This is a genomic window from Vicinamibacterales bacterium (assembly GCA_041659285.1).
Lineage (GTDB): Bacteria > Acidobacteriota > Vicinamibacteria > Vicinamibacterales > UBA2999 > 12-FULL-67-14b.
In genome coordinates, this window is record JBAZYO010000005.1 from 320436 (window position 1) to 336183 (window position 15748).

15 protein-coding genes are annotated in these 15748 nt (G+C 66.8%); 12 read left to right on the forward strand and 3 right to left on the reverse strand.

Annotation, left to right across the window (positions count from 1 at the left end):
- Positions 1–17 precede the first annotated feature (17 nt).
- Positions 18–740: a hypothetical protein gene (locus WC815_10545; protein MFA5909205.1), complete on the reverse strand. Its 723-nt coding sequence runs from the start codon at positions 738–740 to the stop codon at positions 18–20.
- 317 nt (positions 741–1057) lie between these two features.
- On the opposite strand from WC815_10545, the gene WC815_10550 reads away from it, so the two are divergent.
- From WC815_10550 to WC815_10595, 10 genes are all read left to right on the forward strand, one after another.
- Entirely contained in the window at positions 1058–1825 is a 768-nt protein-coding gene (locus WC815_10550; protein MFA5909206.1) for a universal stress protein, read from the forward strand.
- 148 nt (positions 1826–1973) lie between these two features.
- Complete coding sequence (locus WC815_10555) at positions 1974–2606, forward strand: hypothetical protein (protein MFA5909207.1); 633 nt, start codon at positions 1974–1976, stop codon at positions 2604–2606.
- Between the two features lie 13 nt (positions 2607–2619).
- Entirely contained in the window at positions 2620–3897 is a 1278-nt protein-coding gene (locus WC815_10560) for a BamA/TamA family outer membrane protein (GenBank protein ID MFA5909208.1), read from the forward strand.
- Between the two features lie 12 nt (positions 3898–3909).
- Positions 3910–4887: a hypothetical protein gene (locus WC815_10565; GenBank protein ID MFA5909209.1), complete on the forward strand. Its 978-nt coding sequence runs from the start codon at positions 3910–3912 to the stop codon at positions 4885–4887.
- 3 nt (positions 4888–4890) lie between these two features.
- Positions 4891–5748 (forward strand): metallophosphoesterase, encoded by an 858-nt coding sequence (locus tag WC815_10570; protein MFA5909210.1) that lies wholly within the window; start codon positions 4891–4893, stop codon positions 5746–5748.
- Positions 5749–5757: 9 nt separating this feature from the next.
- On the forward strand, positions 5758–6951 hold the full coding sequence (locus tag WC815_10575) for a Na+/H+ antiporter NhaA (GenBank protein MFA5909211.1): 1194 nt from the start codon (positions 5758–5760) through the stop codon (positions 6949–6951).
- Positions 6951–7862 carry a CHAD domain-containing protein gene (locus WC815_10580; protein MFA5909212.1) on the forward strand — a complete coding sequence of 304 codons (912 nt, stop codon included), beginning with the start codon at positions 6951–6953 and terminating at the stop codon, positions 7860–7862. The genes WC815_10575 and WC815_10580 overlap by 1 nt, the downstream gene beginning before the upstream one ends.
- Positions 7844–9673 carry an ABC transporter ATP-binding protein gene (locus WC815_10585; protein MFA5909213.1) on the forward strand — a complete coding sequence of 610 codons (1830 nt, stop codon included), beginning with the start codon at positions 7844–7846 and terminating at the stop codon, positions 9671–9673. The genes WC815_10580 and WC815_10585 overlap by 19 nt, the downstream gene beginning before the upstream one ends.
- A 21-nt stretch (positions 9674–9694) precedes the next feature.
- Complete coding sequence (locus WC815_10590; GenBank protein MFA5909214.1) at positions 9695–10444, forward strand: hypothetical protein; 750 nt, start codon at positions 9695–9697, stop codon at positions 10442–10444.
- 120 nt (positions 10445–10564) lie between these two features.
- Positions 10565–12817, forward strand: coding sequence for a DUF5916 domain-containing protein (locus tag WC815_10595; GenBank protein ID MFA5909215.1), 2253 nt, complete (start codon positions 10565–10567; stop codon positions 12815–12817).
- A gap of 66 nt (positions 12818–12883) precedes the next feature.
- On the opposite strand, the gene WC815_10600 is transcribed toward WC815_10595, so the two are convergent.
- The gene (locus WC815_10600; GenBank protein ID MFA5909216.1) at positions 12884–13534 is read right to left on the reverse strand and encodes a DedA family protein; all 651 of its coding nucleotides are present in this window, start codon (positions 13532–13534) and stop codon (positions 12884–12886) included.
- Between the two features lie 106 nt (positions 13535–13640).
- Between WC815_10600 and WC815_10605 the strand changes: the two genes are divergently transcribed.
- Both WC815_10605 and WC815_10610 read left to right on the forward strand, forming a co-directional pair.
- Positions 13641–14252 carry a M15 family metallopeptidase gene (locus tag WC815_10605; protein MFA5909217.1) on the forward strand — a complete coding sequence of 204 codons (612 nt, stop codon included), beginning with the start codon at positions 13641–13643 and terminating at the stop codon, positions 14250–14252.
- A gap of 214 nt (positions 14253–14466) precedes the next feature.
- Complete coding sequence (locus tag WC815_10610) at positions 14467–14826, forward strand: hypothetical protein (protein ID MFA5909218.1); 360 nt, start codon at positions 14467–14469, stop codon at positions 14824–14826.
- Positions 14827–14859: 33 nt separating this feature from the next.
- Here the strand turns inward: WC815_10610 and WC815_10615 are convergent, their stop codons facing one another.
- Positions 14860–15696: an OmpA family protein gene (locus WC815_10615; GenBank protein ID MFA5909219.1), complete on the reverse strand. Its 837-nt coding sequence runs from the start codon at positions 15694–15696 to the stop codon at positions 14860–14862.
- Positions 15697–15748 lie beyond the last annotated feature (52 nt).

Sequence of the window (15748 nt, forward strand, 5' to 3'; positions counted from 1 at the left end):
TAGGCCGCCGGCCTTGGCTAGTGGCCGTGCGCGTGCGCCGCCTTGGCGGACGGGGAGTGTTCCGCCGCCTTCTTGAGCGGCGCGAGCATGGCCAGGCGGATCAACTCCACGCCCGGCGCGACATAGGACCAGTAGCGGCGGAAGCGCTTGCGCGATTCGACGTCGGTGGAGGCGACGCGCGTCTCGGTGTGGAACATCGACTCGGTGTCGCTGATCGGATCGGCGCGGAGCGTCCACGCGATCTTCACGTAGCCGGGTTCCCGGAACTCCGCGAACTCGGCGGCTGGCACCGGCCGGAACGTGGGGGCGGCGTCCCACGGCCTGGTGACCGCGCCGAGCACCACTTCGCGGCCGGCCCGCTCCGCCAGGATCACCCAGCCGATCGACTGCATTTGCGGCAGCAGGGCCGACGGGTGCCGGCGCTCGTCCGGATGGCCGCCCAGCGCGAGCTCGCGCACCTTGAAGATGGCGCGGATCATCCGGGAGTGGAGCAGTTCCAGGCTGCGGGCCGTCGACATCACCACGTCGGCCGGAGCCGAGATGCGGACGCGATGATGTTCGACAACTTCCGGCGACGGGATGAACCGATCGAGCAGCAGGCTGTCGTCGTTCAACTCCACGACATCCTTGCCGTACCGGGCGCGATGGTAGGCAATGAGGCCGGCATACCCGAGCGCAGCCAGGCTGGCGCCGAGGGCGAGGCCGCCGCCGGCGGTCTTCAGACTGTCACGCGAAACCATGTGGTTACCCTTCTTCCGCCAGCGCCGTGATCGGCATCATCATGCGGCGCTCCATGATGAAGCCCCTGAGGATTCCGTGTCTGATCAAGCGAAATGCGTGCCGGTTGATTCGCCGGAAATCGCGCGTGTCCGGCCGTCCGGCGCGGGGGAATTCCCCCGATTTCGGGGATATTTCCCAAGCTTTCCGGGGATTCCCGGGCCAGGACCCGGCTGATCCGGGGGGTATAGGCACGGGCCGCCGAGGTCGATACTGTCGTTAGCAACGTGGAGCTGTGGGCTGGAGGCAGGTATTGAGTGAACCTCTCGTGTTATGTGCCGTGGACCTGGGTCCGTCTACCTCGAGGGTTCTGCACCACGCCGTTGGGTTCTCCCGCATACTCGGCGCCGGCCTGAAGGTCGTGCACGTGGGTGCCGACGATTCGGCGGACCTGCGAACCCGTGTCTTTGCCGAATGCGAACGCGCGACGCCGTACGAAGCGTCGATCCACGAAGATTCGGTCATCCTGGCCACGGGCCGGGTGTCTGACGCGATCCAGCAAGCGGCAGTACAGCATGGCGCCACGCTTCTCGTGGTGGGCTCGCGCGGCTACGGTGGCATTGCGCGCCTCCTGCTCGGTTCTACGAGCGAGGCCCTGCTGGGAGTGGCCACCGCGCCGGTCCTGTTGGTGCCACCCACCGACATGGACATCGTCAGCATGGGCGACCGGCCGGCGTTGACCTGCGGTGCGGTGCTCGCGGCCGTGGACCCCACCGAGCACTGCGCTCGTCAATTGAAAATGGCGAGCGAAATGGCAGGGCTGGCGGCTCACCCCCTGCACCTGCTGACGGTGACGCATGGCAGGAAGACCGACCACGAAGCCTCGCAGGAGCTTCGCGACCACGCCCACGGGCTGTCGCCGGTCAAGCCGAGGTCGCTCATCGTGCGCCGCGGCGACGTGGCGGAAGAGATCTCCCGTTGCGCCGTGACCGAGGGCGCCGGCCTGGTGGTGATGGGACTCCGCGAACGGCCTCGCGGCCGCCCCGGCATCATCGCCTCGGCGGTGCTCAAGACCGGCCGCGCGTTCGTGCTCGCTGTTCCCTGCTGAGCGCCGCCCGGCCCCCTGCGAACGATTCCCCCGCCATTGCGGGCAATTCCCGCGGTTTCAGCCGGTTTTGGCGCGGATCGCGCCCGAAAACAGGCCCGATTTGGCTGGCACGGGCGGTGCAGTCTTTCCGAGTGATCGGAGGGGTATCGTGTACGCCACCCACGCTCGTCACTCTCACGCCCGCCTCGCCGTCCGCGTGCTTGCCGTGGCCCTTCTGGGATTCTTCACGGCCAGGGCCTCCGCCCAAGCGCCGCACCAGGCCGACGCGGACGGCGTGCTGCAGTTCGCGAAGGCAGCCGAAGACTACGCCTTCCTCCACCGCCAGCTCGAACGCCGGCTGCCGCCGGTGGTGGTCAACGCGAATCCGGAGTCCATCCGCCGCGCCATTGACGACATGGCGGCGGCGATTCGCGCCGCCCGGCCGGAGGCACGGCAAGGCGACCTGTTCAACCCGGCGGTCCAGGCCGCGATTCGCGTGCGCATCGCGAGGTCGCTTGGGTCGCACGGCTTCACGCCCGCGGACGTGCAGGAGGTTGAACTGACGGCCGGCATTGATTCCGCCGCCGTCACCCTGCGCGTGAACGGCACATTCCCCTGGGCCCTCGGCACGGCCATGTTCCCATGCGTGCTCGAGGCCCTGCCCCCGCTGCCGCCGGAACTGCAGTACCGGCTCGTCGGCCGCGACCTCTTGCTGATTGACGTGCACGCCAGCCTGATCGTGGACATCCTGCCGCTCGCGCTGGGCGACACCTCCACCGCGCTCTGGCCGGCGGTTTATTGAACGAAGGTGCTTTATGAAGTCCCACACGCCACACTACGTCGCCGTGGCCGTGTCGAGCGCATTGGCGCTCGTCGTCACGGCCATGCCCGCGGTCGCGTCGGCACAGGATCCGTCGTCGCCCGCTGATCCGCAGCCCGTCGTCGAGGGCGTCTTGCCGGAACCCGGCCTCCTCACCCGCGGCATCGACTTCGCCACCCGGACGATGGGCGACGGGAGCGGGGAGAAGAGCGGCATCTACCCGGAGATGGGCAACATGATCACGGGCGCCGGCTGGATCTCCGGCGGCGCCGGCTATCGCCAGTGGATGGGCGGCGACCGCATGGTGTTCGACGTGTCGGCGGGGATGTCATGGCGGTCCTACAAGATGGCGCGCGCGCGGTTCGAGTTCACCAACCTGGCCCGCAGCCGCGTCGCAATCGGGACGGAAGCCCGTTGGCAGGACTTCACGCAGAACAGTTTCTTCGGCACCGGCGCGGAGACACCGGAGACCGATCGCAGCGAGTACCGGCTGAAGTCGCTCAACCTGGTCGCCTACACCAACGTCCGGCCGGTGAAGTGGCTGACGTTCGGCGGCCGCGGCGGCTGGCTGCGGCGGCCGACCATCGACGTGGCCGGTGGCACCTTCCTGCGCGACTACCCGGCGACGCAGGACCTGTTCCCCAACGACCCGGTGTTCGCGGTCGCCGAGCAGCCCGCGTACGTGACCGGTGAACTGTCGGTGACGGCCGATACGCGCGACCATCGCAGCCACCCGCTGCGCGGCGGGCTGTATCGGAGTTCGTGGACCCGCTACTGGGCCCGCGACCTGGCCGCATTCAGCTTCCAGCGCTTCGAGGTTGAAGGCGCGCAGTTCGTGCCGATGGCCGGCTCGCGCGTCACCCTCGCGTTGCACGGTTGGCTCGCCGCCTCCGATACGGCGGAGGGCAGCGTGGTGCCGTTCTACCTGATGCCGTCGCTGGGCGGAAACAACACGCTCCGGGCCTACCCGAACTACCGCTTCCACGACCGCCACTTCGCGGTGGTCAACGTGGAAGCCCGCCTGGCGTTGATGACGCACGTGGATCTCGCCGTGTTCGCCGACGCCGGCAACGTGGCGGCGCGCATGGCAGACCTCAACCTCGACAAGACGTCGTTTGGCTTGGGCCTGAGGCTGCACTCGGTTCGTTCGACGTTCGGCCGGCTTGACGTGGCGCACGGCAAGGAAGGGTGGCGCATCCTGTTCACCACGAGCGATCCACTGCATGCGTCGCGGCTGTCGCGCAAGACGGCGGCGATTCCGTTCGTCCCCTGAGGGGTGATGGCGATGCACATTGTCGCGCTCGGCACCGCGTCGATCCTGTTCGCGCTCTACCTGCCGTTGTGCGCGAAGGTCGTGCATCCCACGGTGCCGCCGCCGGCCGCGGCGATTCGCTCGCTGTGGGTGCCGCCGGAAGACCTGTCTGAGCGCGACCTGTTCTTCGGACCATGGGGGCCGGAACGCGCACCCGAACCGCGCGCGACCTATACCTTGGTCGAGCACAAGCACACCGGCGTCAATCCCGGCCTGACCGTGCGCGACTCGCGCGACCGCGAGTGGAGCGTCAAGCAGGCGCCGCCCGAAGGCCAGCCGCCGGAGGGGCCGATCGAGGTGGCGCTGTCGCGCGTGCTCTCCGCCATCGGCTATCACCAGCCGCCGGTGTACTTCCTGCCGTCGTTCACCCTCCGCGACGACTGGGGCACGCATGTCGAACCCGGCGGGCGGTTCCGTCTCAAGGATCCGTTGCTCAAAGACCGCGGGTCCTGGTCATGGCAGACGAGCCCACTGGTTGGCACGCAGCCGTACCAGGGCCTGCTGGTCGTGCTGTTGCTCGTGAACGCGTCGGACCTGAAGAACGACAACAACACGCTGTACGAGTACCGGACCGGCGACCGAACAGAGCAGTGGTTCGTGGTCCGCGACCTGGGCACCGCGCTGGGCGGCACGGGCCGTCTGGCGCCGAAGCGCGGCGATGCCGCCGTCTTTGCCAGGCATCGGTTCATCACCGGCGTCGGCGACGGATTCGTGCAGTTCGGCTTCCGCGGCTATCACCAGGAACTCATTCGCGGGCGGATCACACCGCAAGACGTTGAGTGGGCCGGCCAACTGCTCGCGCGCCTGGACGCCCGGCAGTGGGACGAAGCCTTTCGCGCCGGCGGGTTCACGCCGGCCGCCGCGGCTCCGTTCATCAGTGTCATCAAGCGGCGGATCGACCAGGCCGTCCGCATCGGCGGCGGCGCCGGTATTGAAGGGGAAGGGCGGTAAGCCATGCGTCGCCTTGTCACGTTGCTCCTGCTCCTGCTCCTGGCCGCCCCGGTGTCGTGGGTGGGCGCGCGGCAGGTCACCCTGCCCGTGGACGATCGGGAGGCCGTGCGGTTCGCCGTGATTGGCGACAACGGCACGGGCGAGCCGCCGCAGTACGAGGTCGCCCGGCAGATGCTGCAGGCGCATGCGACGTTCCCGTTCGAGTTCGTCGTGATGCTCGGCGACAACATGTATGGGTCGCAAACGCCGCGGGACTTCCTGAACAAGTTCGAGAGCCCGTACGGCCCGTTGATCCGCATGAAGATCCCGTTCTTCGCGGTGCTCGGCAATCACGACGAGCCGACCAATCGCAACTACCCGGGATTCAACATGGGCGGCCAGCGCTACTACAGCTTCGTCAGGGGCCGGGCGCGGTTCTTCATGTTCGACACCAACTTCATGGACCCGAAGCAACTGGACTGGATCAAGGAGGCGCTGCGCGGGTCCCCGGACGATTGGAAGATCGCCGTCTTCCATCACCCGATCTATTCCGACGGCGACCGCCATGGCCCGGACCTGCAGCTGCGCGTCGCGCTCGAGCCGCTTCTGGTCGAATACGGCGTGGACGTCGTGTTCTCGGGCCATGAACACGTCTACGAGCGCATCAAGCCGCAGAAGGGCATCACCTACTTCGTGGCCGGATCGAGCGGCCAGTTGCGAAAGGGCGGACTGACGCCGTCGGCGATCACCGCCGCCGGTTTCGACCAGGACCGGGCGTTCCTGATCGTCTCGGTCATTGGTGACGAGATGTTCTTCCAGACCCTTTCGCGCACCGGCGCCACCGTGGACGCGGGCGTGATTCGCCGCCGGGCGACGTCCTAGGAGATCGTCATGAGCCAGCCCATTCTCACCGTTCCCGCCATGACCACGACGGCCGCCCAACGGCGCACGCTCCGGCGCGCGTTTCGCTTCGTGCTGAACCAGTTTCTGTTGCTGCCGTTCGGCGCCGCCATCGCGCTGATCTGGGCCAACACCGAAGGCGAAGGCTACTTCCGCTTCGCCGGCGCGTGGACCTGGCCCGTCAACGAAATCGGGATGGCCATCTTCCTTGCCTTGATCGCCCAGGAAGTGTTCGAGGCGGTCATGCCCGGCGGCGCCCTCGGCCACTGGCGGTACTGGGTGATGCCGGCGGCCGGCGCCGTGGGCGGGCTGCTCGGCGCGGCGGCCGCGTTCTCCGCCGTCGTCACCCTGCGGCACGAGATGGCCCTGGCCGTGGCATGGCCGGTCGGCTGTGCTATCGACCTGGCGGCCGCCTACTACGTGCTCAGGCTGATCTATCCACGCCGGAGCAGCGTGGTCGGCTTGGTGTTGGTGCTGGCCGTGATCACCGACGCGATCGTGATGGTGGTGGTCACGCTCACCGCACCGGACTTCCGCTTCCACCCGGTGGGGGGCGCTGTGCTGCTGGCGGCGCTGGCCGGAGCCGCGGCGCTGCGCTGGATGAAAGTGCAATCGTTCTGGCCGTACTGGATTGTCTGCGGGACGCTGTCATGGCTCTCGTTCTACTGGATGGGGATCCATCCCGCGCTGGCGCTGGTGCCGATCGTGCCGCTCCTGCCACACGACCCGCGGCGGCGGAACGTGTTCGATGACCGGACCGACAACAACCCGATTCACCACGCCGAACATGAGTGGAACGGTGTCGCGCAGGTCGCGTTGTTCCTGTTCGGGCTGGTCAACGCCGGCGTGATCCTGAAGCACTACGACACCGGCACGTGGGCGGTCCTCACGGCGGCGCTCGTCGGCCGGCCGCTCGGCGTGCTCGGCGGCATCGGGCTGGCGGCGGTCGCCGGCTTGCGGCTGCCGCGCCACACGACCTGGCGCGACATGCTGGTGATGGCGCTGGCCACGACCAGTGGCTTCACGTTCGCGCTGTTTGTCACCGCGGCGATCCTGCCGATTGGCGCCGTGCTTGGGCAGATCACGCTCGGCGCGCTCTCGACGGTGGCAGGCATCGTGGTCACGTTTGTGGTGGCCCGGGTGCTGGGTGTCGGGAGGTTTGCGGAACGGAGAAAGGCCGCCTGATGTCCTTTCGCTTGAAGCCCGGAGCGCCGCTGTCTCGACAGGTGCGGCGGCTGATGGACCGCCAGTTGGACGCGGCGATCGCGTGCCTGGACACGCCGTCGGCGGCGCCGAGCGTGGACGATGTCCACGAGGCTCGCAAGCATGTGAAGAAGGCCCGGGCGTTGCTGCGGCTGGTGCGTTCGGCGCTGGGCGGCGAATACGGTCCGGCCAACCACCGGCTGCGCGCGGCCAATCGCCTGCTGGGCCCGATCGCCGACGCCAGCGCGGTGGTCGCAACGTTCGACCGCCTGTGCGACCTCGAGGGCGAGAGGCTCGCCGCCCCAACCGTCAGCGCGATCCGCGCCGGCCTCCTGGCGCGGGCGGGGCGTGTCTCTCAGCGAGCCGAGGCCGGCCGCGCGCGCGCCCGCGCCGTCCGGCTGCTGAAGACACAACAGCGCCGCGAGAACGACTTGAAAGTGAAGCAGCGCGGCAAGGCCGCAGTGGTGGCGGCGGTCAAGGCCGCACACCGGGGCAGCCGCGATGCCCGTGACGAGGCGCTGGCCGATCCCCGGCCGGATGCCCTGCATGCCTGGCGGCGGCGAGTCAAAAACCAGTGGTACCTGCTGCGGCTGCTCGATCACGCGTGCGGCGGGCGGCTGGTCGATGACCAGCACCGGCTCGAGGTGCTCGACGCCTGTCTGGGCGAACTGCATAACGCCGACCTGCTGGTGCCGCTGATCCGCGAGGCGCCTTCGCTGTCGCCGCGCGCGGCCGCGCGCGGCCTGCGCTCGGTCCGCGCGTATCGCCGTGACCTGTTGGGCAAGGCCCGGACCCTCGGCCGCTGCTTCGACGAGACGCCAGCCTCCCACGCCGAGCGCGTGCGCGCCCTGTGGGTGTCGGGGAGGGCCGGACCATGGAAGCGCGCCGCCTGAGCATTGCCGGCCTGCTGCGGCCGCACGCCCGCCTGCTGGCCGTGGCCGCCGGCGCCATGCTGGTCCAGGGTTTCACCGAGTTGCTCGAGCCGTGGCCGCTGAAGGTGATCTTCGACTACGTCCTGGGCGACAAGGCCCCGCCGGCGTGGATGGCGCCGTGGCTCAGCGGCGGCGACCGCCTGGTGATTCTCGATGTCGCGGCCATGGCCGTGGTGCTGATTGCCGTCGTCAACGCTGTCAGCGCCTACACCGACAAGTACTTCTCCAGCACCGTCGGCAAGCGCGTGGGTTTCGAGCTGCGGCATCGCCTCTACCACCACGTGCAGCGCCTCTCGCTCTCCTTCTATGAACGGCGGCAGACCGGCGACATGGTGGTGCGCCTGACCAGCGACATCGACGCCGCCGAGGATTTCATCGCCGCCATCCTCCAGATTGCGCTCGACCTCATCACCATCACCGGCATGACCGTGGTCATGTTCTATCTGGATTGGCGGTTCAGCCTGATCGGGCTCTCGGTGGCCCCGGTGCTGTTCGTGATGGTCTACCGCTACACACGGCGCATCAAGAACGCGGCCCGTGAGGTCAAGGCGAAGGAGAGCGCGCTGGCCTCGGTGGTCCAGGAGTCGATCTCATCGGCGCGGGTGGTGAAGGCGTTTGCGACCGAAGACTACGAGGAACGGCGCCTCGATCGGGAGAGTGCGGAGAGCGTCCGCATCAGCCTGCGGGCGCGGAGCCTGAAGGCGCGGCTCGCGCCATTGGTTGATGTGATTGTCGCGGTCGGCACCTGCGTGGTGTTGTGGTACGGCGTCAGGCTGGTCATTGCCGATCGCCTGTCGGCCGGCGCCCTCCTCGTGTTCGTGATCTATCTCGGCAAGATGTACAAGCCGATGAAGAACCTCTCCAAGATGTCCGACACGTTGTCGAAGGCGGCCATCAGCTTCGAGCGCATCCGCGAGGTGCTGTCGCTGGAAAGCCAGGTTCGGGACCGGCCCGGCGCGAAGCCGGCGCCGCCGTTGCGCGGCCGCATCGAGTTCGCCGGCGTCACGTTCGGGTTTTCGCCGGACCAGTCCGTGCTCACGGGAGTCAACCTGACGGTGGCGGCGGGCCAGCGGGCGGCGCTGGTCGGCCTGACCGGCACCGGCAAGTCCACCTTGCTCTGCCTGATCCCCCGGCTCTACGACGTCCGCGACGGCCGCATCACCATCGACGGGGATGACATCCGCGACTACAAGCTGGAGACCCTGCGCCGCCAGGTCAGCTTCGTGCTCCAGGACACGCTGCTGTTCCGCGCCACGGTGGCGCAGAACATCGCCTACGGCCGGCCGGACGCCACCACGGACGAGATCGTGGGCGCCGCCCGCCTTGCCCATGCCGACGAGTTCATCGACCGCCTGCCACAGGGCTACGAGACCATGCTCGGCGAGCGCGGTGACACCCTGTCGGGCGGGCAACGCCAGCGCATCGCCATTGCCCGCGCCATCATTCGCGACGCGCCCATCCTGCTGCTGGACGAGCCGTCGGCGTCGCTCGATCCGGAGTCGGAACAGTTGATCTTCGAAGGCCTGTCCACGCTGATGGCGGGCCGCACCTCGATCACGATCGCGCACCGCCTGGCCACGGTGCGCCACGCCGACGTGATCTTCGTGCTCGATCACGGCGTGATTGCCGAGCAGGGCACGCACCGCGAGTTGCTCGCCAAGGGCGGCTTGTACGCGCGCCTGTATCGCATCCAGTTTCAGCCCGAAGACCCGGACCGCCCGCTGGCGGTCCCGGAAGCCGCGGCGGTACCAGGGACAGCCGGCGCGGCATGAACGCCGAAAGGAAGACCGACCGTGAAGACTCACCGATTCGCCGCCGTGGTCATGGGCCTCACCGCCTGCGTCCTCTCGGCCGTGGCCGTTGCGGCGGAGATGGAACCACGCACGCTGCGGGCCTACGAGGCCTACGTCGCCTCAGTGCGGCAGGCGTTTCTTGGTGACGGCCCAGGTCCCGCCGGCGACGATCAGACCGGGCACATCACCAGGGTGCCGGGCGGCCTGGTGCATCACTGGCGCGGCGCCACCTTCATTCCCGGCGTGACCCTCGACGACGTGCTCGCCGTCGCCCAGGACTACGACCGTTACGCCGCGATCCACACGCCGGTGCTCGAATCACGATTACTCGCGCGCGAGGGAAACACGTTTCGCGTGTTTGCCAGGATGAAGGAGGGCGGCGGCATGGTGACCGCGGTGCTCGACGTCTGGTCGGTGGTCACCTACGTCCGCGGCGCCGGCGAGGTCCGCGCGCTTGGTGAAGCCAGGACGATTCGGCAGCTCGCGGACGGGGACTGGCGCCGGCCGCGCTATCTGCCGCCCGGGGAGAACAGTGGCTACCTGTGGGCGGCGAACACGTTCACCAGGTTCATGGAGCGCGACGGCGGCGTGCGGGTGGAACTGGACACGCTCGGGTTGAGCCGCAGGTTCCCGAAGTTACTGGGCTGGATCATCGAGCCGATCGTCAGGCGCATTGGCCTCAGCAGCGCCGAGCGCACACTTGCGGAGTTCAGCGCCGCCGTCAGCCAGGCGCGGCCCACAGACAAATGATTGCAGGCCCGAACGGATCGCGACGATAGAATCCTGCGGATGAGGCCGGGTTCGGTGCGTGTCTTGATCTGCGTAATCTGCGTAATCTGCGCCCCTGGTGAATTCATCAGCGGCCCTGGCGTGGCATGGGCGCAATCTGCGTTCGATATCAAGACCATCGATCCCGACACCTTTCGCGCCATCGCGTTCAAGCTGGCCGACGGCCAGCAGCCGAAAATTGACGGCAAGCTGACCGACGAAGCCTGGGCACTGGCGCCGGTGCAGGGCAACTTCGTGCAGCGCGAGCCCGACTACGGGCAGGCCTCGTCCGAGAAGACCGAATTCCGCGTGCTCTACGACGACAAGACGCTGTACTTCGGCGTCTGGGTCTGGGACGACGACCCGGCCGGCATCATGGCCAGCGAAATGAAGCGCGATGCCGGGCTGAACAAGGGCGATCAGATCAAGATCACCATCGACACCTTCCACGATCACCGCAACGCCTTCTACTTCAGCACCAACCCGCTCGGCGCCTACAAGGACGCCAACACCGTCGAAAACGGCCGCACCATCAACTACGACTGGAACGCGGTGTGGGACAACAAGACGACGGTGGATGACAAGGGGTGGTACATCGAGATTGCCATCCCGCTCAGCCAGCTGCGCTTCCGCACCACGATCGGCGAATCGCTGTGGGGCATCAACCTGTGCCGCATCCTCTTCCGCAAGAACGAGGAGTCGTATTGGGTGCCGTTTCCGCGCGAGTGGGGGGCGTCGGGATTCGCGCGCGTCTCGAACGCCGGCCTGTTGAGCGGGTTGAAGAATCTGAAGTCGCGCCGGCGCGTGGAGTTCGTGCCGTTCGTGTTGCCGACCGCGTCGCGCGACTACCTGTCGCACGCCGAGGGCAAGGCCCTTCGACATGGCTCAGGGCAAGCCGACGCGAAGTACGGCGGCGATTTCAAGATTGGCCTCACCAACGACCTGATCGCCGACTTCACCTACCACACCGACTTCGCCCAGGTCGAAGCCGACCAGGAGGTGGTGAACCTCACCCGCTTCAGCCTGTTCTTCCCCGAGAAGCGGCAGTTCTTCACCGAGAGCGCCGGCATCTTCGACTTCGGCAAGGCCGTGGCGGGACTGGGTGGGGAGTCGGCGGCCAACGATCCCGGGTTGCTCGCGCTGTTCTATAGCCGGCGTATCGGCCTGGTCGATGGCCAGCAGATTCCCCTCATCGGCGGCGGCCGCGTCACCGGGCGGATTGGCCAGTTCGCGGTGGGCGTGCTGAACATCGAGAGCGAGGAAGAGACGCTCAACACCCGCCAGATTGCGAATGCCAACTACACCGCCGTGCGCGTGAAGCGCAACGTGCTGGCCAAGTCGAGCATCGGCGCGCTGGTGCTCAACAGCGCCAACGGCATCTCGGACTACAACCGCGCGATTGGCCTCGATGCGGGCCTCGTGCTCGGCCGCTACGTCACCCTCACCAGCCTGTTCGCGAAAACGTTCTCTCCGGGGGTGGTGTCCGGCTCCGATGTGGCGTCCGGCTTCAGCCGGACCTCGGCAGGCGTCGTCGATTTCCTCTGGAAGCACGACAAGTTCAGCTACGGTGCGCAGTACCAGGACATCGGCGCGCAGTTCAACGCCGAGATGGGCTACATCCCGCGCCTGGACATCCGCGCTGGAAAGGTGAGGGGCGGTTGGACCCCGCGGCCCCGGTGGAGGGGCGTGCGGCAGCTGATGTTCAACGGCACCACCGACTACTACGAGAACCACGGCGGCCGCGTCGATTCGCGGACCTCCGAATTCGAGGCGCACATGCAGCGGCAGGACACGTCGAGTGCGCGGGTCTCGGTGACGCGCGAGTACGACAACCTGAGCGCGTCATTCACGACCGCCGGCACCACCTTGCCGGTGGGCGCCTACTCATGGACGACGGCGACCGCCAGTTACTCGTCGAACCGGACCAGGCGCGTGTTCGGCACCGTGGGGGGCGATGCGGGTGGCTACTACAACGGCGACCGCCAGGCCATTCGCGCCAACCTGACCATCCAGGTGGGCAAGACGCTGCTGTTCGAGCCCAACTACACGCACAACCGGGTGCAGCTCCCCGGCCGCGCCGACTACTCGAGCAACGTCCTCAACTTCCGCGTCAGCCACTCGTTCTCGCCGGACTTCTACCTCAAGAGCTTCGTCCAGTACAACGACGACCGCAAGACGGCGAGCTTCAACTTCCTGTGGTGGTATCACTACAAGCCGGGCAGCGACCTCTACGTGGTCTACAACCAGGGCTGGGATATCGATGTGCCGCTGACCTCGAGACAGGTTCCCGACGCCTCGTCGCGCGTCCGCAGCCGCTCGCTCGCGGTGAAGATGACGTACTGGCTGGCGAGGTAAACGCCAAGCGACAGGAGTTCAGGAGAACAGAAGAATATTGTTACTCCTGACCTTCTGTTTAAGGCTTCACTTGACGGTCTCCCGTCTGTGTCGCATCACTTCAATCACCATCGGCAACATCGAGACCAGCACGATGCCGATGGCGACCAGCGAGAAGTTCTCCTTGATCACCGGGACGTTGCCGAACGCGTAGCCGGCGCCGACGCAGACCGCGGTCCACAGCAGCCCGCCGACGACGTTGTAGAAGACGAACGTGGAGGCGTTCATGGCGGCCGCGCCGGCGACGAAGGGCACGAACGTGCGGATGATGGGCGCGAAGCGGCTCGAGACCACGGCGATGCCGCCGTGCTTTTCGAAGAACTGGTGGGCCTTGTCGAGGTGTTGTCGATTGAGCAGCTTGTGCAGCAGGCCCTGCGTGTCGGTGGCGCCGAACACCCGCGGTCCAATCACCCGGCCAATGGCGTAGTTGACGGTGTTGCCGAGGATGGCGGCCACTGCAATCAGGACGAACACCAGCGTGATGTCCATGGCGCCGGCGGCGGCCAGCGCCCCGGCCGCAAACAGCAGCGAGTCGCCGGGAAGAAAGGGTGTGACGACGAGGCCGGTCTCCGCGAAGATCACCGTGAACAAACCCGCGTAGACCCAGATGCCGTACTGCGCGACGAATTCCGCCAGGTGAACGTCGAGGTGAAGAAACAAATCGATCAGGTATTCCATGTGTGTATATAGAGTAGTTCAAACGGCCGCGGTGCCTGGCTGCCACGGTGTTGCTAAGAGGCAACGAATGAAACGGCTATTGATTGCTCTGTGTCTCTGTGTCTCTGTGGCCGCTGTGTGGGCACAGGACGGTCCGCCGAAGGATCCGAATGCCACCCGCACGGCGGACCTGGTGGAGCTGGTGAAGCTCGATCCTACGATCAAGCTCGACATCCGCTACGCCGGCACCAACAACTTTCTCGGCAAGCCGGTCTACCAGGAGGCGCGCGCCTTCCTGCAGCGGCCCGCCGCGGAGGCGCTGCTGGCCGCGCACAAGGACCTCGCGAAAGACGGTTACGGCCTGCTGATCCACGACGGCTACCGGCCGTGGGCCATCACCAAGTTGTTCTGGGACATGACCAGCGGCTTTCAGCGTGAGTTCGTCGCCAACCCCAAGACCGGGTCAAAGCACAATCGCGGCTGCGCGGTTGACCTGAGCATGTACGACCTGGCGACGGGGCAGGTGGTGGAGATGCCGGGCGGCTACGACGAGATGACGCCGCGGTCGTATCCCGACTACACCGGCGGCCCGCCGGAGGCGCGCGCCAGGCGCGACCGTCTCCGCCAGGCGATGGAGCGTCACGGGTTCACCGTGGAGCCCAACGAGTGGTGGCATTTCAACTACAAGGATTGGACGCAGTACCCAATCCTCGACATCGCCTTCAGCGCGATTCGGTAGCGCCCCAGAGGTGCTTCGTGAACCAGTCGAGATTCTGCCGCATGGCGCGTGAACGCGCTGTTTCTGGAAGAACAGCAGAGCTGGCATCCTGGTGTGGGGCGGTGGCTTGACAGGTAATCCCGCAGGAGCCACAGTCATTAATTGAGGCTCCCCAGCCACGCGCGCCGACGAGGGATGCGGGGTCCACAGTGGTCGTTCAATTCAAGGAGCTCAGATGCGTAATGTGATTTCGATGGTTGCGGGCGCCGCGTTCGTGGCCGCCCTGGCGATTCCGGCGTTTGCCGCCGACATGACCGTGAAGGGTGAAGTGGTCGATATTGCGTGCGCGACCTCGAAGAAGGAAGCCGGCAAGGGCGCGGCCCACGCCAGCTGCGCGATGTCGTGCGCCAAGAGTGGCCAGCCGGTGGGCATTCTCACCGCCGACGCCATCTACACGGTGACCGGCGACTACATCGCCAACAAGAACGCCAAGATGCTCGACTTCGTCGCCAAGACCGTCATCGTGACCGGCGAAGTGACCGAGAAGGACGGCGTCAAGTCGATCAACGTCAAGTCGATCAAGCTCGCGAACTAGACAACATCCGATCCGGCGTCCGCCTTGATGCGGCTACCGCTTCACGAGTTCGACGCGACGGTTCTTCGCCCGTCCTTCCTCTGAGTCGTTCGAGGCCACGGGCGCATAGGGACCATCGCCATAGGCCTTGAGGCGCGCAGCCTCGATACCGGGCGTGCGAACGATCGCCTGCACGACCGACTGGGCGCGGTCCTGGGAGAGCTTGATGTTCCCCTCCAGGGCGCCCACGTTGTCGGTGTGGCCGACGACGTAGAGATTCAAGCTCGCGTCGGCCTTCAGGAGCTTCGCCACCTCCGCAATCGCCGGCGCCGATTCGGGCTTGAGTTCGGACTTGCCGGTCTCGAAGTAGATTCCCTCGACCGCGATGTGGCCCGTCGTCCTGAGGCCGCTGGCGAACGCACCGGCGTTGGCGACGATGTCCTGGACCATCCCCGCCTTCTCCACGATGGTCAGGATGTACTGGCCCGTGAAATCGGCCCATACTTCGATCCACAGCTCCCTGCCGTCCTTGGTGAGCTTCAGGGTTTCTTTGCTCGAATCGGTCGCAACGACGGTCCCCCCGATTTCCTTCACGGCGTTTTCAACGTTCCGCAGCACCTGCAGCGTGCTTGGCTTGATCGTGAGATTGGCAGGCGGCTGGTATCTGATGTTCGTGAACTGGCCTTCCACCCGGGCTGTTTTTCCCTGGCCGATGCTGAACGCAAATCCGTCGAACTGCTTCAGCGTACACGCCTGAATCCAGTAGTCGGGTATCCGGGTAAGGAGCGGGTGGTCCTTGCAGTTGGCGGCGTCCTTCTGTTGCGCCGCAGCGGGGACGGCGGCAATCGACAGGGCGAGAACGCCCAGCAGCACGTGCGATGTTCTTTTCATGGTCGGATCTTTCTCGTGGTCATGTCGGGGGGGGCCATCGGGGCTGGCGCCG